The organism is Niveibacterium microcysteis (assembly GCF_017161445.1).
Taxonomy (GTDB): domain Bacteria; phylum Pseudomonadota; class Gammaproteobacteria; order Burkholderiales; family Rhodocyclaceae; genus Niveibacterium; species Niveibacterium microcysteis.
Window position 1 is genome coordinate 2,873,921 of record NZ_CP071060.1, and the last position, 19,230, is coordinate 2,893,150.

General features: G+C 63.9%; 17 protein-coding genes and 1 tRNA gene. 10 read left to right on the plus strand and 8 right to left on the minus strand.

Translation table 11 applies throughout. The features are described 5' to 3' along the window. Window positions 1-52 precede the first annotated feature (52 nt). Both JY500_RS13025 and fdxA read right to left on the minus strand, forming a co-directional pair. Window positions 53-502 carry a CBS domain-containing protein gene (locus JY500_RS13025; protein ID WP_172198874.1) on the minus strand — a complete coding sequence of 150 codons (450 nt, stop codon included), beginning with the start codon at window positions 500-502 and terminating at the stop codon, window positions 53-55. Between the two features lie 179 nt (window positions 503-681). Next, entirely contained in the window at window positions 682-1,005 is a 324-nt protein-coding gene (gene fdxA / locus JY500_RS13030; protein ID WP_172198872.1) for a ferredoxin FdxA, read from the minus strand. Window positions 1,006-1,249: 244 nt separating this feature from the next. On the opposite strand from fdxA, the gene trxA reads away from it, so the two are divergent. Both trxA and rho read left to right on the plus strand, forming a co-directional pair. Next, the gene (gene trxA / locus JY500_RS13035) at window positions 1,250-1,576 is read left to right on the plus strand and encodes a thioredoxin TrxA (RefSeq protein WP_172198870.1); all 327 of its coding nucleotides are present in this window, start codon (window positions 1,250-1,252) and stop codon (window positions 1,574-1,576) included. A 129-nt stretch (window positions 1,577-1,705) separates the two neighbouring features. Beyond that, window positions 1,706-2,965: a transcription termination factor Rho gene (gene rho / locus JY500_RS13040; RefSeq protein ID WP_172198868.1), complete on the plus strand. Its 1,260-nt coding sequence runs from the start codon at window positions 1,706-1,708 to the stop codon at window positions 2,963-2,965. Window positions 2,966-3,033: 68 nt separating this feature from the next. Here the strand turns inward: rho and JY500_RS13045 are convergent, their stop codons facing one another. Further along, window positions 3,034-4,725, minus strand: coding sequence for an AsmA family protein (locus tag JY500_RS13045; protein ID WP_206252993.1), 1,692 nt, complete (start codon window positions 4,723-4,725; stop codon window positions 3,034-3,036). 141 nt (window positions 4,726-4,866) lie between these two features. Here JY500_RS13045 and JY500_RS13050 point away from each other — a divergent pair. Further along, a tRNA-Asn gene (locus JY500_RS13050) sits at window positions 4,867-4,942 on the plus strand. Window positions 4,943-5,063: 121 nt separating this feature from the next. On the opposite strand, the gene JY500_RS13055 is transcribed toward JY500_RS13050, so the two are convergent. Next, complete coding sequence (locus JY500_RS13055; RefSeq protein WP_206252995.1) at window positions 5,064-6,200, minus strand: M14 family metallopeptidase; 1,137 nt, start codon at window positions 6,198-6,200, stop codon at window positions 5,064-5,066. Window positions 6,201-6,210: 10 nt separating this feature from the next. Further along, window positions 6,211-6,999 (minus strand): peroxide stress protein YaaA, encoded by a 789-nt coding sequence (gene yaaA / locus JY500_RS13060; protein ID WP_206252997.1) that lies wholly within the window; start codon window positions 6,997-6,999, stop codon window positions 6,211-6,213. A gap of 151 nt (window positions 7,000-7,150) precedes the next feature. On the opposite strand from yaaA, the gene bioA reads away from it, so the two are divergent. From bioA to msrB, 7 genes are all read left to right on the plus strand, one after another. Continuing rightward, complete coding sequence (bioA, locus tag JY500_RS13065; RefSeq protein ID WP_206252999.1) at window positions 7,151-8,461, plus strand: adenosylmethionine--8-amino-7-oxononanoate transaminase; 1,311 nt, start codon at window positions 7,151-7,153, stop codon at window positions 8,459-8,461. A 3-nt stretch (window positions 8,462-8,464) separates the two neighbouring features. Further along, window positions 8,465-9,622 carry an 8-amino-7-oxononanoate synthase gene (gene bioF / locus JY500_RS13070; protein WP_206253001.1) on the plus strand — a complete coding sequence of 386 codons (1,158 nt, stop codon included), beginning with the start codon at window positions 8,465-8,467 and terminating at the stop codon, window positions 9,620-9,622. Between the two features lie 8 nt (window positions 9,623-9,630). Next, window positions 9,631-10,335, plus strand: a complete 705-nt coding sequence (locus JY500_RS13075) for an alpha/beta fold hydrolase (RefSeq protein WP_206253003.1) — start codon at window positions 9,631-9,633, stop codon at window positions 10,333-10,335. Further along, the gene (locus JY500_RS13080; RefSeq protein WP_206253005.1) at window positions 10,328-11,113 is read left to right on the plus strand and encodes a methyltransferase domain-containing protein; all 786 of its coding nucleotides are present in this window, start codon (window positions 10,328-10,330) and stop codon (window positions 11,111-11,113) included. The genes JY500_RS13075 and JY500_RS13080 overlap by 8 nt, the downstream gene beginning before the upstream one ends. Window positions 11,114-11,255: 142 nt before the next feature. Beyond that, window positions 11,256-11,927 carry a dethiobiotin synthase gene (gene bioD / locus JY500_RS13085; RefSeq protein WP_206253007.1) on the plus strand — a complete coding sequence of 224 codons (672 nt, stop codon included), beginning with the start codon at window positions 11,256-11,258 and terminating at the stop codon, window positions 11,925-11,927. A gap of 31 nt (window positions 11,928-11,958) precedes the next feature. Beyond that, the gene (locus JY500_RS13090; protein WP_172198851.1) at window positions 11,959-13,122 is read left to right on the plus strand and encodes a DUF2863 family protein; all 1,164 of its coding nucleotides are present in this window, start codon (window positions 11,959-11,961) and stop codon (window positions 13,120-13,122) included. Window positions 13,123-13,184: 62 nt separating this feature from the next. After that, window positions 13,185-13,589, plus strand: coding sequence for a peptide-methionine (R)-S-oxide reductase MsrB (gene msrB, locus JY500_RS13095; RefSeq protein WP_172198849.1), 405 nt, complete (start codon window positions 13,185-13,187; stop codon window positions 13,587-13,589). 39 nt (window positions 13,590-13,628) lie between these two features. On the opposite strand, the gene JY500_RS13100 is transcribed toward msrB, so the two are convergent. From JY500_RS13100 to JY500_RS13110, 3 genes are all read right to left on the minus strand, one after another. After that, complete coding sequence (locus JY500_RS13100; RefSeq protein WP_425493183.1) at window positions 13,629-14,525, minus strand: alpha/beta fold hydrolase; 897 nt, start codon at window positions 14,523-14,525, stop codon at window positions 13,629-13,631. 41 nt (window positions 14,526-14,566) lie between these two features. Beyond that, entirely contained in the window at window positions 14,567-16,900 is a 2,334-nt protein-coding gene (locus JY500_RS13105) for a DNA internalization-related competence protein ComEC/Rec2 (protein WP_206253015.1), read from the minus strand. A 96-nt stretch (window positions 16,901-16,996) separates the two neighbouring features. After that, complete coding sequence (locus JY500_RS13110; protein ID WP_206253017.1) at window positions 16,997-18,991, minus strand: hypothetical protein; 1,995 nt, start codon at window positions 18,989-18,991, stop codon at window positions 16,997-16,999. Between the last annotated feature and the right edge of the window lie 239 nt (window positions 18,992-19,230).

Below are 19,230 nucleotides of genomic sequence, written 5' to 3' on the forward strand. Positions count from 1 at the left end.
CCGACTGTTCGATCATCTGCCCAAAAAGCGTCGCCCGGTATCGCCTGAAAGCTCACTCGTCGTCCGCCTCGGCGGGCCAATTGCGGATGTAGTTCTTGAGCATCTTGTTCTCGAAGCTCTGCTCCTCGAGGACCGCCTTGGCTACATCGTGAAATGAGACAACGCCCATCAGTGTTGTGCCGTCCATCACTGGCAGGTAACGCTGGTGGTCATCGACCATCACGCGGCGTAGCTCGTCCATCTCCATGTCCGGCCCAGCCGAACGCGGCTCGCGCAGCATCACATCCGACACGGTCAGAGCCCCCCAGCCCGCACCAGCGGAAGTCAGCGCTTTGAGCACTTCGCGGAAGGTCAGCATGCCGACCATGCGACCATGATCGAACACGACGAGCGAACCGACATCCTGTTCGCTCATGACCGATACTGCCTCCGCCAGTACAGTCCCCGGCGCCACGGTGTAAAGCACCTTGCCCTTGATCGCCAGAATTTCGCTTACCAGCATCACTCACTCCTCGTTATGAGACCGCTTCGAAACGGTTTGCGACATGGCGGTTGAATGGCAACCAGGGCAAACCATACTCTACCGTATGGTCAGGCCGAATGTGAATACCCATCAGCCCTACCAGAAACACAAAGGGCGACCCGAAGGTCGCCCGTGCATCATTACTCGTCGTAGTCAGCTCAGCGCTGCAGATCGCCAAGCTTGCCTTTGACCTTCGCCCACTCGTCCGCATCAGGCAGGGGATCCTTGCGCTCGACGATTGGCTTCCACAACTTGGCCAACTCGGCATTCAGCGCGATGAACGACTGCTGATCTGCCGGCACGTCGTCTTCAGCATAGATCGCCTCAACCGGGCATTCGGCCACACAGAGGGTGCAATCAATGCACTCGTCCGGGTCGATCGCCAGGAAATTCGGGCCTTCGCGAAAGCAGTCGACCGGGCAAACATCCACGCAGTCGGTGTATTTGCACTTGATACAGGCTTCAGTCACCACATAAGTCATTTCTTGTCTCTCCATCGGCGGTTGGGGCGTGTTTCACCGCGAGGCTCAATGATACCGGAGCTTCCTTGCGCTCCAACACCACCCGTTTCACGATCCGGCAAAGCGCGCGCCACAACTCATCTTTTTTTAGTAGCATTCACCGCTTGCCCGGACTCAAACCCGGCTCCTGCCCCGAGATCTGACCGCGTGGCAATCCCCCACGGCGGACATCGGCAATCGAGGCCGTTCCAAACAGCGAGGAATCATGAGCGAACACATCCTTCACGTCACCGACGCATCTTTCGAGCAGGACGTTCTGCAAGCGCAGACGCCTGTTCTGGTCGATTACTGGGCAGAGTGGTGCGGCCCCTGCAAGAGCATCGCTCCGATTCTTGACGAAATCGCCAAGGACTACGCTGGCAAGCTCGTCGTAACCAAGCTCAACATCGACGAAAACGCTGAGACGCCGGCCAAGTACGGCATCCGTGGGATCCCGACGCTCATGCTGTTCAAGGGCGGCAGCGTTGAGGCGACCAAGGTTGGCGCGCTCTCCAAATCGCAATTGACCGCATTCATTGACAGCAACCTGTAATACGGCTAGATTGCCGTCATAACTGCTTCGGCGCGCCGCCCGGCGCGCCGTTTTCAATCAACACTCCCTTCCCATCCCGTCGTATTCACGACTTCAAACGGCGCTCAGTCTCGCCGGTCAGGTATTTCCATGCACCTCTCGGAGCTCAAGTCACTCCACGTCAGCCAGTTGCTCGAAATGGCGCACGCCAACGAGATCGACGGCGCCAACCGCCTCCGCAAACAAGAATTGGTCTTCGCCCTGTTACGCAACCGGGCAAAGAAAGGTGAGCCGATATTTGGCGACGGCGTGCTGGAAGTATTGCCGGACGGCTTCGGGTTCTTGAGATCACCCGACACGTCTTATCTGGCCGGCACCGACGACATTTATGTCTCCCCCTCCCAGATCCGCCGCTTCAATCTCCATACCGGCGACACGATCGAGGGCGAGATCCGGACACCGAAGGATGGCGAGCGCTACTTCGCGCTGGTCAAGGTCGACAAGGTCAACTTTGAATCGCCAGAGGCATCGAAGCACAAGATCCTGTTTGAAAACCTGACGCCGCTGCATCCGAACCAGTGCCTCAAGCTTGAGCGCGAGATCCGGGCGGAAGAGAACGTCACGAGCCGGGTCATCGACATGATCGCGCCGATCGGCAAGGGACAGCGCGGCCTGCTGGTTGCCCCACCGAAGTCTGGCAAAACCGTGATGCTGCAGCACATTGCACACGCGATCACGACCAACCATCCTGACGTCGTGGTGATCGTGCTGCTGATCGACGAACGCCCGGAAGAAGTGACCGAAATGCAGCGCTCGGTGAAGGGCGAAGTGGTTGCTTCGACCTTCGACGAACCTGCAACGCGACACGTCCAGGTCGCCGAAATGGTGATCGAGAAGGCAAAGCGCCTCGTCGAGCACAAGCGTGATGTCGTGATTCTGCTGGACTCGCTCACCCGCCTCGCGCGTGCCTACAACACCGTCGTCCCAGCCTCGGGCAAGGTGCTCACCGGCGGTGTCGACGCCAATGCCCTGCAAAAGCCCAAGCGCTTCTTCGGTGCCGCACGGAATATCGAAGAGGGCGGTTCGCTCACCATCATCGCCAGCGCCCTGATCGACACCGGCTCGCGCATGGATGACGTGATCTACGAGGAATTCAAGGGCACCGGCAACATGGAGATCCACCTGGATCGTCGCATGGCCGAGAAGCGCGTCTATCCGGCAATCAACGTCAATCGCTCGGGCACTCGTCGCGAGGAACTGCTGATCGAGCCGGCCATCCTGCAGAAGGTATGGATCCTGCGCAAGCTCCTGTACGGCATGGACGAAATCGAGGCGATGGAGTTCCTGCTCGACAAGATCAAGGCAACGAAGACCAACAACGATTTCTTCGATGCCATGCGGCGCGGCTGATCTAGCTGCCCGCCAAGAAAAACGCCGGTCAATGACCGGCGTTTTTGTTTGCTCGTCAGATCGTTACGTCACTCGCCCTGTGGCCGCAATTGCATCGTCTTCAAGGTACCCTCAACCGAGAACAGACGAACGATGCGTTCGACTGGCGTCTTGACCTCACTGCGGAGCGCCCCGCGTACCACACCTTCGGTATCGACCTGAACACGGCCCGACGCGCTCAACGCACCAGCATCGAGGCGACGGATCTCCAATCGAACGCCCTTGCCCGGCTCACGAACAACGGCCCCTTCCATAACATTGAAACGCGTTACGCCACCGGAAATCGGTGCGTTACCGGAACGTCGCATGGCCTCAACGAGATCAATCCGATTGATCGAACCGTCGGCGATCGCGTAATTCCCCGTCCATTTCGACGCCCCCGCGAGATCAGCCAGGCTATCCGCTTCGCCGCTGAGCGTCATCGGCCCGGACACACGCCCGCTGACGAGCGATTGTGTATCCATGAGGGCGGCCAACTGATCAAAGCTCAGCGCATCAACCTTGAACTGCCCCTTGACGGCTACACGACTCAGGAAGTCCAGACTTACGACACCCTTGATCGCCCCGCCCAGCCAGTTGGCCGAGAACTGGGCATCGTCCATACCGTTCAAACCCATGCGCCCCGAAATCAAAACGTTATCGAGCTTCGTCTCGCCATACTTGAACTCGGGCGCAATAACGCTGGCAAGGATGTTGCCGTCCTGCACCTGCAGTTCATAAGTCACGGCAACTTCTTTCGGCTTCAGACGCGCCGACTCCCATTTCCCATCGCCGGAGAACAGAAATGCGCCGGACAGGTCGGCAATCACGGCCTTGCCGACCGGCACCGACAACGCGTCGACCTGAACCTCCTTCAAACGCCAAACACGCCCGGGCGACTCGAGCCCCGAAAGGCGCGCCAGCAGCGACGGTTGCAAACTACCGCCATGCAGCGCGACACGCAGTCGCTGCGGTTGTGATGTCACCCAGCGGAACCAATCCGGGCCGCCAAAGGCTCGATCGATGTGCGACGTCCCTCCCTCGCCAATCTGGATATCGCCCAACTCAAAGACGGGCCACGGATGGAATGCGACGCCAACGCGTCCAACCTTCACCGGCTCACCCAACCAGTTCGCCGCATCCTGCTCAACGCGCTGACGCAGGGTGGAGGCTTGCCAGGCCAGCGCGGCCACGGCAGCCCCAAGACCTCCAACAATTAGGAGCGCCACAACAATCATCAGCCCGCGGCGAATCTTGTCGCCCCCCTTGCCGCCGCCGCTGACCGCTCGATGACCCAAGGTGCCGAAGAAAACGCGAATCTTGTCAAAAATCGAGGCCTGCGAGCCGGACCCCAGCGCGCGCTCCAGGCGGCGAGCGTCCGCCGTCTGCTTGCGCTTATCCGCTGCGGTTGGCGCCGGGTCGGCGGCGGCAGGTGAAGATTGGGCGATTTCGCGGGGCTCGACGCGCGCCGGCGTTTCATCGCCACGCAACCAGCGGGCTTCTTGCTCCGCCACCCGCGCCATGCGGGCATCAAGCGTCTCGATGAGACCGGCTCGCTCAAGTTCAGTCAGGGCACGCTGAACGGACTTGCCGTCCTTCAGGCGTGTCACCAGTTCGCCAACAGTCGAAAAGCCATCGACCGCTTCGAGCACGTTTCGCGTCAAACGATCCCCGGAGCCTTTTGGCTCCGCCATCATGCGGTCGCCCGCTTCCGTGCGACAAAACACCGAGAACCGGTCCAAGCTTGACTCCTGCCGGGCCTTTCGGCCCGTAACGGTTAATCACATTGGAATATTACAGCAACCCAAATCACCCTTCGAAGCGAAAAGGCGAAAAATCATGTTGACAAGCTTCTCGGCCATGTCTATTATGGCGGCTTCTGTTCCTCGATAGCTCAGTCGGTAGAGCGCCGGACTGTTAATCCGTAGGTCCCTGGTTCGAGCCCAGGTCGAGGAGCCAAAGTTTCAAGAAACGCCCGCAGCGATGCGGGCGTTTTTCATTTTCCGCCCCGCTCTCTCAAAATCCAAGGATTTTGATGATTGCGCATCAATCGGGCGGCGCATCGCCGCCCGCCCAACACTTACATCGGATCAAGCCGGCGAAGATGTGCCAATACCGGCAACAGCATCGCGCTGCCCAGTCGCTTGCTTCGCGCGCCGTTCCAGCCAACGCGTGCGTCAGGCGCGTTGTCGTTGTCCTTGAACGGCATCTCGAGCGTCAGCGAGACGCAACCGAATCGATGCGCCACCCACTTCGACCCCAGCGTCAGCAGTTCGTCCTGAAAGCGGTCGTCGGTATAGCCGTGCCGCTGCTGGAAGTCCGGTGACGCCGCAGCGAGATCGCTGAGGAACTGCGCTTGCAAGGCGGTGTTCGTGCCACCGTAGCCAGGCACCATGTGCGAACCGTCGATGAAGACGTAAGGCAAGGTCTCGTCGCCGTGAATATCCAGGAAGAGATCGACCCCGCTTTGCGCCATGCCGCCCTGCACCGCGAGTATCTCAGGGCTGCGCGAAACTGTCGGCGCATGCCACTCCCGATTGAGATTGACGCCCGCTGCGTTCGATCGCAAGTTGCCGAGCCAAGCGCCGTCCGGATTGATATTGGGTACGAGGTGCACCGTTGCACGCCGCCGAATCTCACGCGCGACCGGGTCCGCTTCATCGAGCAGGCGATCCAGCATCCCTTCGGCGAACCACTCGGCCATGCTCTCGCCCGGGTGTTGACGTGCCACCACCCAGACCTGGCGGGGCCCGCCGCCGAGTTCGATGACGTCGATATCGCGCCCCTGCAGGCTGGCGCCAAGGCGAACGACACGCGTGCCGTCCGCCGTCGTGGCACGGCCAAGCACCGACAGATGGCGCTCCTGCGAGTAAGGCTCGAAATACGCGAGCCAGATCGCATCGTGTTTTGGCGTAAGCGACACTGTGAGCACGTCACCGTCGTAGTCACAGTCATCAAGACGGAACCAGTCGGTCCGGTTGTAGGACGCGACCGCCCGATAGCCGCGCCACCCGTCGGGGTAGGAGCATTGGCCGGCGTTCTCGAAACGCAGCGTCAGGGCCTGGCCGGCGGCGCCAGAGATGCGAAAGTGAAACCACTGCCGGAACTCGTTCGAACCATGGTCATCACGGATACGCAAACGTACATTGCCCGGATCCGACGCATCCACGACGTCGATGGATCCGCTGTCGAAGTTGCTGCTGATACACACAGTCATCGGTTGATCCTTATGCCGCACGGCGGCGGAAGTACCAGGTATCGGCGTCCGACGCCTTGGCATCGAACTCATAGCCATCGAGGTCGAAGGCTTTGAGCGCATCGACATCGGTAATGTTGTGATCGATCGCAAAACGGGTCATCGCACCACGCGCCCGCTTTGCACTGAAGCTGACGATCTTGTATTGCCCGTTGCGTAGTTCCTGGAACACGGGCGACACGACGCGGGCGCGCAAGCTGCCAAGCTGCGCAGCCTTCGAGTATTCGGTGGATGCAAGGTTGACGACCACGCGCGCTTCGCCTGCATCGACCAGCGCATCCAGGCGACGCTCAATCGCGGTAGCGATCACGCCGTCCCAGTATGCGTAGAGATCCCGGCCGCGCGGGTTTGTGAGCCGCGTGCCCATTTCCAGGCGATAGGGCCGAATCAGGTCCAGTGGACGCAGCAGGCCATAGAGGCCAGAGAGAATGCCCACATGTGACTGCAGGTAGCCCTCAAGCCGTTCGGCCCGCACGGACTTGGCGTCGAGGCCGTCATACACATCGCCATCGAACGCCAGCACCGCCTGCTTGGCGATCGGCGGCTGATGCGCGGGTGCCCACTCCATGTAGCGTGCCGCATTCAGCGCCGCGAGCTTGTCCGACAGACTCATCAGCGTCGCAATCTGCGCTGGTGATCGCTCGCGCAGCAGCTCGATCAGCGGCTCCGCGTGGTCGAGGAAATCCGGTTGGGTTGAACGTGCGGTATGCGGAGCAGTTTCAAAATCGAGGGACTTGGCGGGAGACAGAAGAATCAGCATCGAAGCATTAAGGAAACTTGCCGGAACAGCATGATAGCGCCCCCGCGAGTTGCACCCGCCCCGGCCCATGGCAATTTGACACACCGCGAGGCGTGGGGAAACATGCAGACCCTTCCCCGCTGTTCCGTGGCAGTTCGCTGCCCTCCCGCCGATGCATAGCAACGATCTCCTGCAACGTTCACTCAACGCCGTCTGGCACCCGTGCACGCAGATGAAGCACCACGAGCGCTTCCCGCTGATTCCGCTCGAACGCGGCGAGGGGCTGTGGCTTTTTGATACCGAGGGGCGTCGGTACTTCGATGCAGTCAGCTCCTGGTGGGTGAACCTCTTTGGCCATTGCAACCCGCGGATCAACGCCGCGCTGCAACGCCAATTGGGGACGCTCGAACATGCCATGTTGGCCGGCTTCACCCACCGGCCGGTCGTAGAGCTCTCGGAACGCCTGCGAGCCCTGACGGGCAACGCGCTGGGGCACGCGTTCTATGCCTCCGATGGCGCCTCGGCGACCGAGATTGCGCTGAAGATGAGCGCGCACTACTGGCGCAACAGCGGGATGCCGGGCAAGAACCGCTTCCTGAGTCTTGCCGGCAGCTACCACGGCGAAACCGCCGGCGCGCTGTCGGTGACGGACATTGATCTGTTCCGCGACGCCTACGCGCCGCTCGTACGGCAATCGGCAACCGTGCCAAGCCCCGCCAGCGCCGACGCTTCGACCCGCGCACAAGCTGCGCACAGCGCAGCCGAAGCGCTGGATGCCTGGCTCGCCGAACACGCGGATAGCACCGCGGCGTTGATTGTCGAACCCCTGGTGCAGTGCGCCACCGGGATGGCCATGTACGACGCTGAATACCTGCGTCGCGCCCGCGCCGCCTGTGATCGCCACCGGGTTCATCTGATCGCCGACGAAATCGCAGTGGGCTGCGGTCGCACCGGCACCTTCTTCGCTTGCGAGCAGGGCGGCATCCAGCCGGACTTCCTGTGCTTGTCGAAAGGCATTTCAGGCGGCTACCTGCCGCTCTCGATCGTGCTGAGTACCGACGAAACGTATCGCGCCTTCTACGATGACGCCACCGTGCGGGGCTTCCTGCACTCGCACTCCTACACCGGAAACCCGCTGGCCTGCACCGCTGCGCTCGCGACGCTCGATATCTTCGAGAGCGACAAGGTGCTCGCGACAAACCTCGAGCGCGCCGCCGCACTCACCCGTGCGGCAGCACCACTTCAACAGCATGCCCGAATCCGCAACTTCCGCCGCACCGGCATGATCTGGGCGTTCGACGTCGACTGCGACGATCCGCAGCTATCGCGCAAGATCTTTGCGGCCGGCCTGTCACACGAAGTGCTGCTTCGCCCGATCGGCCGAACGGTCTACTGGATGCCGCCCTACATTTTCGACGACGCCGACGCGGCTTTTCTGGTGCAACGCACAGGTGCAGCGATCGACGCCGCGCTGGTGGCCTGATCCATGGCGATCTGGGAAACACTTGACGCAGAATTCGCAGCACTCGATGCGGCTGGGCTGCGCCGGCGACGTCGAACGATCAGCGAACGACATGGCGCTGAGGTCGTCGTCGACGACCGCCGAGCCGTCAACTTCTGCGCCAATGACTACCTGGGCCTTGCTGACCACCCGGCCCTTGTCGACGCCGCGATTGCCGGCGCGCAACGCTGGGGCATGGGCGCCGGCGCATCGCACTTGGTGAGTGGGCACTTTTCCGCACACGACGCTGCAGAAAGAAAACTGGCCAATTTCGTTGGCTGCGACGCAGCGCTGCTGTTCTCCACCGGCTACATGGTCAATAGCGGCATCGCCGCCGCCTTGGTCGGCCGTGGCGACGCGGTGTTCGCTGACCGCCTCAATCACGCCTCGCTGGTTGACGGCGCCCTGCTCAGTCGCGCCGAGCTTCGGCGCTATCCACACGGCGACGTCGCCGCGCTCGAACAGATGCTTGCCGAAAGCACCGCGCCGCGGAAGCTGATCCTGACCGACAGCGTATTCAGCATGGATGGCGATATCGCCCCCTTGCCGGCGCTCTTCGAACTCGCCGAGCGCTTTGATGCCTGGCTGGTGGTCGATGACGCGCATGGCTTTGGCGTGCTCGGCCCCCAGGGCCGCGGCGCCCTGCAGCATTACGGCATCCGCTCGCCGCGCGTACTGTATATCGGCACCCTTGGCAAAGCGGCCGGCGTTTACGGCGCTTTCGTTGCGGGCGACACACAGGTTGTGGCGTGGCTGATGCAGAAAGCGCGCACCTACATCTTTACGACAGGTGCCCCACCGCTAGTGGCTGAGACGATCTGCGCTGCGGTGGATCTGATCGAGGCAGGCGACGAGCGACGAGCCCAGGTGGCGCAGCTCATCGCGCGACTGAGCAGCCAGCTCCGCCACCCGGAACGCCTCATGGCATCCACCACGCCAATCCAGCCTGTGTTGGTGGGTGACAACGAGGCGGCGCTAACGCTCGCCGCGCGTTTGCTTGAGGAAGGCCTCTGGGTGCCGGCGATTCGCCCGCCCACGGTACCGGCGGGCACCGCGCGACTACGGATATCCTTGTCGGCGGCCCACACCACCGCGCAAGTAGATGCGCTGGCCGCGGCGATCAACCGCCATCTCGCAGTATGACGATACGCATGCAAGCCTGGCACGGCTGGGGCTTCGACCCAGCCGCATTCGACCCGCTGCGTGCCGCCCTGGGTGATGGCTGCGAGCTTGTGACGCCGGCGCTCACCGCGCCTGCTTCCGGCGACTTCAACGCCTGGGTTGCGGAACTGGCCGGACAAGTGAGCGCCAACGAAGTGCTGCTCGGCTGGTCGCTCGGCGCCATGCTGGCGATGGCCGCCGTAGCAGCCGGCGCGCGGCCGAGGGCTCTGGTGTTGATTGGCGGCAGCCCGCGTTTCGTCACCTCGGCAGCGTGGCCGCACGGTCTGGATGCCAGCACCGTAACTGCATTCCAGACCGGCATCGCGGCACAGCCGGATCGTACGATGAAGCGTTTCCTCGCACTCCAAACGCTTGGCGACAGCCAGCGGAGCGCTGGACAGGCGGCGCTCGAACACGCCCTTGAAACCGATCCGGCCAAGCTGTCGCCCGCACTGTCGGCGCTGATCGGGGCGGACCTGCGGACGCAGGTCCGCCATATCGGCGTACCCGCTTTGTTGCTGCATGGCGAAAACGACGCCCTGATGCCGATGGCTGCGGCCAACTGGCTTTCGGCGCAGCTGCCGCATGCTCAACTGCAGTTATTTCCACAGTGCGGCCACGCACCGCATGTGACGCACGCGCGAGGTGTGGCTGAAGCATTGCAGCGTTTTCTCGGGGCCTTGCCGGATGCCTGATTCCCTACCGGTGCCGCCGGCTGATCTGAGGCGGCGCATTCGTGAGGCCTTTGCAGCCGCCGCCGCCCACTACGACCACCACGCCGAAGTCCAACGTGCGATCGTCGCGGACCTGCTCGCATGGATTGAACTGTCTGCCCCGGCCCGTTTGCCAACGCTCGACGCCGGTTGCGGCACCGGTTACGCAAGTGCTGCCCTGCGCACCGACGATGCACCGGTGATCGGGCTTGATCTTGCCGACACGATGGCGCGCCAAGCGCTCCGGCGTGGCGAGCACGGCATCGCCGGAGATCTGGAATGCCTGCCGTTGCGCGACGGATGCGTTGGCCGCTACTGGTCCAGCCTCGCCTGGCAATGGTGCGCCAGCGGCGCAGCGGCTGCCGAGGCCGCGCGCGTGCTGGCCTCCGGCGGCGTGCTTCAGGTCGCGACACTCGGGCCCGATACGCTGCGCGAGTTGCGCGAGGTCTTTGCAGCGATCGACGGCGCCGAACATGTGCGCAGCTTCGAGCCACCCGATGCGGTGCTCGCCGCGCTCCGACACGCCGGCTTCCGGTCGATACGCTTCAAGCAATGCACGCAAACCGGTTTCGCGCCCGATTTGGCGAGCCTGCTCCGCGACATCCGTGGAGTCGGCGCGCACACGCTGGGCGACAGCCGCCGTCGCGGCATGCTCGGCCGGCAAGCGTGGCAACGCCTCTGCGACGCGTACGAGGTCCACCGCGAAGCCGCCGGTCTGCCAGCGCGTTACGATGTTCTGATGTTCGAAGCCATCCGCTAAGAATTTCTGAAGAACTCGGCGAGACCGACGCTGCCCAACAGGCACGACAAAGCGCGCGACACATCGGGACGGCTCTGGCGCCCGCGAGCACCGACCGAATCCCAGCCGCGAAGAGATCAGCCACGAATTCGGATCTACTCTCATGCACTACTACTTCATCACCGGCACGGATACCGAGATTGGAAAGACCTTCGTCACCTGCGCACTACTGCACTCGGCACGTGCAGCCGGGCTCAGCGCCGTCGGCTACAAGCCGATCGCAGCTGGCGCCGAGGAGATCGACGGCATCTGGTCGAACGAAGACGCGCGGCGCCTGCAAAACGCTTCGTCCCCCGGCTTCGTGCTCGACGAGATCAACCCGCTGTGCCTGCGCGAACCGGTGGCGCCGCACATTGCAGCCGCGTCGGAGAACGTCGCGCTCGACGTACCGCCGCTGGTAGCGGGATTCGAACGCCTCGCGAAGCGGGCTGACTGCGTCCTGGTTGAAGGCGTCGGCGGCTTCCGCGTGCCGCTGGACGATCGCCTCGACACCGCCGACCTCGCACTCGCGATGCGTTTGCCGGTGATCCTGGTGGTGGGCATGCGGCTGGGCTGCATCAACCACGCACTGCTGACCGCCGAGGCCATTACTGCGCGCGGGCTGCATCTCGCGGGCTGGATCGCGAACACGCTGGCGCCTCGCATGAATCGCTTCGATGAGAACCTGGAAGCGCTCGCCGCGCGCCTGCCGGCACCGTTGCTGGGTGTCGTACCGTTCAGCGCGGCAGGCCCGCAAAGCGCGGCATCACAGGTAAGCCTGCCCGGCACGGTATAATCCGCAGCCATTCCGCGCAGGAACACCTGTCATGAAACGCTCCCGCTTCGGCCGCCGTAGCGGCCTCTCCCGCGACGCCGAGAACCTGACCTGGCTCGCCGTCGGACTTGCCGAGTCGGGCAGTCGCGCTGAAGACAGCTTTTGGGAAACCCGCCTCGCCGAGCAAGTCGAAAAACTGCTCGACGAAGGCGATGAAGACACGCTCAACAGCGCGCTGGATCATCTCTACGCCACGCAGGCCAATGCCTACGACGAACTGGCTGACCTCATCGAGTCGCGCGCCGAGTCCGGCATTGCAGGCGATCACGATGTACTGCTGATCGCCGCGCCGGTCATGGCCTGGTCGCGCTTCGCGATCGCCGCCGCAACGATCCCGCCAGCACAGCTCGCAAACCTGCGGGTGCACCTTCAAGCGCATGTGCTGGCCGACGGCGTAAAGCTCGGCATGGCCGATTTCCTCTTCTCCCCCGACCAGTTGCCGCAGGGCTACTGCGAAACGCGCCGTTTCGCGGCCGCGCTGGGCGAGGCCGCTGCAGTTGGGCAGAACCTGCATATCGCTACCGAATCCTTGCCCGAAACAGCAAAGTTTCTCTCCGACGTGCGCTACATCCTGGCCGCTGCCGTCGTACCGCGTGGTGCCGCGCTGTTCCGCTGGCAGGAGCGCGACGGCAATCGCGAGCAGGCGCTGGCGCAGTGGCGCACGCAGGGCGGCGCGGTGGTTACCACACTGATGCCGGGCTGCGCGCTCGAAGTCGTGCTACCGGACGCCTACTTTGCGGCAAGCCGGCAGGCAGACCGCGACTCGCGCCCCTACTCGCTGCGCGCATCGGTTGCCTTCCTCACGACGACGCTCGAGACGCCGCCGGATACGCTGCGCGCGGTGATCGCCCCGTTCCAGGATCGCCAGTTGGAGGAGTACCGCGTCGGCTTCACACGCAAGGGTTCGGACGACGTGATCCACGGCGTCGTGTGGCCGCTGCTCGGTGCGGAAGACGAGAACAGCGAGATCCCGCAACAGATCGAGACGGCCTTGCGTACCTGCGGCCTGACCGACGTCATGCAACTCGACACCACCTTCCCGCTGGAGTACTGCGACGACTGCGGTGCGCCGATGTACCCGTCGCCCGATGGCGAGGCGGTTCACGCCGAGTTGCCGGAAGACAGCGCCGAAGCGGTGCCGCGCCACCTGCACTGAACTGACGCCCAGCTTTGCGGTCGATCGTTTCATGCACGATTGCCCGCAGGAGGACAGCGCACATGAGCCGTAAAGTCGAACGCCCGGACGCCGAATGGCGCGAGGTGCTGGACCCGCAGCAGTACCACGTCACCCGTGAAAAAGGCACCGAGCGCGCCTTTACCGGCGCGTACTGGAACGTCTGGGACGCGGGCGATTACCGTTGTGTGTGCTGTGGCGGTGAGCTGTTCCGTTCGGAAGACAAGTTCGATGCCGGCTGCGGCTGGCCGAGCTTCTCGACCGCCGCCGCGGCCGAGAACATCGAGACATCGACCGACCGTAGCTATGGCATGGTGCGCACCGAAGTGCTGTGCCGCAACTGCGGCGCGCACTTGGGTCATGTATTCGAGGACGGCCCCCAGCCGACCGGGCTGCGCTACTGCATCAACTCGGCTTCGCTGAAGCTCGAAAAGGACGCCGAGAAGTAGGACCTCCTCGCGTCTCTTCTTGCGGTGCCCCCTGCCCGCTCAAGCGCTGAGCAGGAAGTCCCGCACCAGCGCGATCTGCGCGCTGTCCATCAGCATTGGCGCGTGGCCGACCCCAGGTACTTCCATGAGCTTTGCCTGCGGCCCCCGCCGACCCATTTCGCGGTGCGTTTCGGGTGTCAGCAGGTCGGAGCTTTCGCCACGCAACGCAAGCGTCGGGCATCGAATCGCGTCATAGATCGGCCACAGGTCGACGTCGTTGAGCACGGGCGCGCTTCGGAACACATCGCCGATGCCTGGGTCGTAGCGCATCTCAAAGCCGCCGCCTGCGCCCGCACGCACCGAGGTTTGCGTCATGCGACGCCACTGTTCATCGGTTAGCGGGCCGAACGGCGCGCTGACGGCGCGAATGTAGGTTTCTGCCGCGGCGAAGTCCGGAAAGACTGGCGCACGGCCAACGTAATCGCCTATGCGACGCAATGATGCAGCCGTGATGACCGGGCCAACGTCGTTCAGCACGAGGCGCGTGATCGGTGAGTCGGGTTGGGAGGCGATCAGCATGCCGATCAATCCGCCCATCGAAGTGCCCAACCAATGGACCGACTCCACACGGCTGCGAGCGAGCAGCACCATCATGTCCGACACATACTGCGGCAGGCCGTAGGCCGATTTTGCCGGCAGCCACTCGCTGCGGCCTCGCCCCACGACATCGGGGCAGATCACGCGATAGTCCGATGACAGTGCTTCGGCGAGGTCGTCGAAGTCGCGGCCGTTGCGTGTCAGGCCATGAACGCAGACAAGGACGTCGGGGTTATGCGGATCACCCCACTCGGTGTACGCGATCCGGTGCAAGCCCTGCGGATTCGCACACCGCACGGTGGCCTCACGCATTGCAGTCGATGAGCCCCCGCCAAACCAAGCCTTGATGCCTGTGAGCATTCGGTAACCTCCTGCTGCGTCGCGACCTGTGTTTGAGTCTATCACCGGGAGACTGACGACTCCGCGTGCCAGTATCGGCGCGCCACATCGCGCCACCTCGTTACACTGACACCGTCAGGCGCGAATCGCATCTGTATCGCGCCGTCGCGATCCGATCGAAGATCCTCGGCGCCGGCTTCACGGTAACGCTCAGTAACTTCCGCATGCGGATGACCGAAGCGACTGCGGTAGCCGACGGCGTACAACACCCAACGTGGCGACAGGGTGTGCACGAAATCGTCGCCCGACGAACTGCGGCTGCCGTGATGCGGTGCGATGACCACATCGACGGGGCCGAGCAGCCCGGCTTCGATCAACTCACGTTCCGAGGCAAGTTCAATATCAGCTGCGAGCAAGGCCGTGTGCACACCGCTGCGCACACGAATCACGCAGCTGTTGCGGTTACCGCCCAAGGCCCGCCCCGGTGCGGGGTGCAGCACTTCGAAAACAACCCCGTCCCACGCCCATTCATCGCCGCGGGCACAGGGCCTGAAACCGGCGCCACGCAAGAGATGCGAGGTCGGAAGCGATCCCATCAGCCAATCCGCCGTGATCGAGCCAAGCACCGCTGCAGCACCTCCGGCGTGATCACTGTCGTCATGGCTCACCACCACGCCCGAGAGACGATTGACACCCTCACCACGCAGGTAAGGCACAACAATCCGCTGGCCCGCATCGCTGCTCGTGCCAAAACGCGGCCCGGTATCAAACACGAGGTCGTGCGCCGCAGTGCGCACGTGGACCGCCAGGCCTTGGCCCACATCCAGCATCGTCATCTCGAAACTGCCCTTCGGTGGCCGTGCTGGGTGCCAACACAGCAAAGACAGCAGGATCACCGCTGCCGCGCCACGCCCGGGTGCCCCACGTGGCGCCAGCAGCCACACGGCGGCCACCGACGCTGCGAGGATCAGAGGCAAGGGTGCCGCCGCCTGCTGCCAGACAGCCCATTGAGGCCCTGAAAGCCACGCCAGCACCTCGGCAAGTTGCCCGAACAACCACGCCGCAAGGTGGAGCAGCGGCGCCCAGTCGAGCACCACAAACAAGAACTCCAACGGCAGCAGTACGAAGGTCACCAAGGGTACGGCCACCAGGTTGGCGACCGGCGCCACCCACGACATCTGCCCGGTGAGCGCCAGCAAGGCCGGCAACATGCCAAGCCCGATCGCCCACTGCGCAGCAAGCCAGCGGCGCCACGCCGGACTCGACTGCTCATGCGGGCTCGCCGCCCACAACAGCAGCGCGACCGCGATGAAGGACAACCACGTTCCCTTGCTCAGCACACACCAGGGGTCCCACAGCAGCACAGAAACCAGCGCCGCAGCGAGCGCAAGGACCGGCCGCACCGCTCGGCCACCAAAGTTCGCGAACGCAACGACCGCAAGCATCACCAGCGATCGCTGCGCTGGCACGGCAGCCCCGGCGAGCGCCACATAAGCGGTGGCCGCCAACAAGCCGAACAGGGCCCCGGCGGATTGGGCGGGTAGCCGCAGGGCCAGCCACGGCACGCGCCGCCAAAGCGCCGCGAGCGCCGACCCTGCAACCAGCGCCCAGATCGTGACGTGCAGACCGGAAATGCTGATCAGATGGGTGATGCCGCTGCGCGAAAACAAGGTCCATTGCTCGCTGCTCACACCATCCTGGTCACCGATCGCCAGCGCCACCAGTACCGCACGCCAGGGCGAGTCCGGCAAGGCACGCTCGAAGCGATCGCGGATCGCCTGCCGCCATTGCTCCACGATGATCATCGGGGAGCGTGTCGTATCCGGCAGTCGCTCAGCATCGCGGGACTCGCGCACGTAGCCACTCGCACCCAGGCGCTGCGACAGCATTTGCGCCTCGCGATCACTTCCGTGCGGGTTCAGGCTGCCGTGCGGACGCTTGAGGCGGACGGTCAGCGCCCACGCTTCGCCGGCCCGCAGGTCGGGCACCACCTCGTGCGCATTGCGGTACCAACTCAGTTGCAGACGCGACGGCACCCCAACGGGCGGATCGAGGATTTCAAACACAAATCCGATGCCGTGATCCACCCGGCGCGGCATCTCGACGATTCGACCCCGTACCGCAATATCCTGCCCCTCAAGTGAGGCCGCAAGGCGGTCTTGCAAGCGGACGGTGGCGCGCAGCGCGCCCGTACCGTAGCCGAACGTCAGGGCAGCGACGCAGACCAGCGCCCAGGCCAAACGGCGGTCAAGCCGGCCGGACAGGCTGAACAGCGACAGCATCGCGCCAAGGCCGACAAGCCCGTACGCGATGTATGTTGGCGGCAGCGTCTGCTGGCTCTGCAGCAGCAACGTGCCCGCGAGCAGGCCAACCGCAAGGGGAAGGATCAGCGCCAATTGCTCAGCGCCATGCCGTTTGCATCATGCGGCGGATTCTCGCCGCATCGGCCTCAGATGCGCGTGCGACGTTTCACATCAGCGTGACGCAGCAAATCAGTGGACAGGCGGGTAGAACCAATCAACCTGTTCGGCCGCCAAGCGTTGGCCAGTCGGCGCCATCGCACTGTAGGCCGCCAGGCGCTCAGCAGGCACAGCACCAACGCGAAGCGCCAGATCGCTGAACCGCACGCCCTGTCGCGCCAGATGACTGAGGTAGCTGTGGCGCAAAGCGTCCGCCGTGACCTCCGCCGGTGCCTGCACCCCGGCATCATGGGCCAGGCAGAGCAACAGGCTATCCAGCGCAGCCCGGTCGAGCGGTGCGCCGGCGGCATTACGCAGCAAGGGCTGGTCCGGAGCCTCGCTACGCAAATCGGCCAATGCATCGGCGGTCAAACCGATCCGCCTCTGCGACGCTCCGCCAACGCGTAGGGCTGCCTGCTCGAGATCCACATCGCCCGCCCGCAAAATGAGCAATTCCGAGGGGTCGACACCAGCGAACAGGCAGCGAAGAGCAACCCGTGACGCGCCCGATGCAGCGGCCAGCAGGGCACTGGATTCCGAGTCCGACAGTTCCCGAGGCAGCGCAAGCGGTGCCGGCAAAAGATCCGGCCGAGCCGCTTGCAACTGCGGTGGCTGCGCGTTCGGGCCGATCTGCACTGCGCTCGCGCCACCACCCAGCCAGACTGGGCTAACAACAACCGCTGGCTGTGGCCCGCGCGATTGCAGGTAGTCGACAAGCCACACCGCGAACAGCGCCGCCAGCAGCGCGGCCGCCAAGACAATCGCTGCGTCGCGCGCATAGCGGGGGCGCCAGGTATCGTGTGGCGTACTCGCCCATTCGATCACGGACAGCGACGGCATGCGCGCCCGCTCACTCGCCTCAAGCTTGACCAGGCGTTCGAGCGAACTACGATGTAGCGCCTCAAGCTGATCCAGTTCGTCCTGCATCGCCTTGTACTCGCTCACGCGAATCGCGAAGGACTGCACCACGCCCCGTGCCCCGGCCATTTGCTGACGGAGCCGGTTGGCCGCCTCCTGGGCGGTGGCGAGCTCCTCCTGTGCTTCGGCGATCGAGGCGTCGCGGCTGGCGCTACGTTGGGCCTTGAGCTGCGCTTCAAGTTCGGCCAGGCGCGCCCGCAGCGCCCGTGCATTCGGGTCGATGGCCATGTAATCGGCGGTGTAGTTGCGCTCCATGTCGCGCAAGGCCTCACGCGTTTGCGATGCGCGTTGCTCGATCGAAGCGAGCGTCGGATTGTCGCGGGCGCGCTCGATCGACTTGCCGGCGGCGGCCGACTCACGCAGCGAACGCAGACGCGCTTCGGCCGCCACCACGCGGTCGTTGGCGACGTTGAGCGAAGTGCTCATGTCCTTCACGCCACTGAGCAGCGCGTTTTCCTGATGGTTCGCCGAAACGATGTTGTGCTGGGCCTGGAAGGCTTCCACTGCGGCACGCTTCTCCGCGATGCGTGCGCTCAGGCGATCGAGTTCCTCGCGCGACTGCGTAAGTGTCTGCGCCGCAGTCTTCTGGAACTGCTCGGCGATCTCGTCGCGGTACACACCGATCAATCCATTCACAAGGCGTGCGAGCGCGTCCGGGTGACGGCCCACCGCAGACAGCTCGACGATACGGCTGTCGGCAACGGCCTCGGCCGACAAAATGCGCTGGATTGCATCGGCAGACTCCAGGCCGTCCATCTCGACGCCCGCCCGATGCAACTGGTCACGCACGCGCTCGATCAGCGGGCGGCCAGTCAGGCGCTGCACTTCGTCCGCCAGGCCAGGCGCCGGCGGCGGGGCCGCATTGCTCGGCTGCTGCGATGAGGATACTGGGGGCAGGCTGGCGGCAGGCGTGATCTGGACACGTGCCTCGGCGCGATACTCCGCCGGACGCGAAAAGTCGTAGATCAACCCCAGCACGCTGCAGGCAATGAACACGGCGCCAAAAACCCGCCAGCGGCGCGAGCGCCGCACCTGAAGATCCGGCCCCAACGCAGGCGGTGCAGAAAACACGCCCGCCCCACGCATCGCCGCTCCGGCAAATGAACTCATGTTGTCTCCCCGCCTACCGGTCCCGGCGACAACGCCTGTCCGCAACCCCCGCGTCGTAGGCAGACCGGTTTTGCCTTAATCCAACAGCATGGACCCGATTTCAGGCGATTGCCACCGCAGCAACACCCGGGATACGCGCCGTGTTGAACACGTTGCGTCAGCTGTCACGCTTTTGATCTGCGTCGGGGTCCTTGCCTGCAAGCGCATGCTCGAATCGTGACACCCGGTGGAAGAACAGA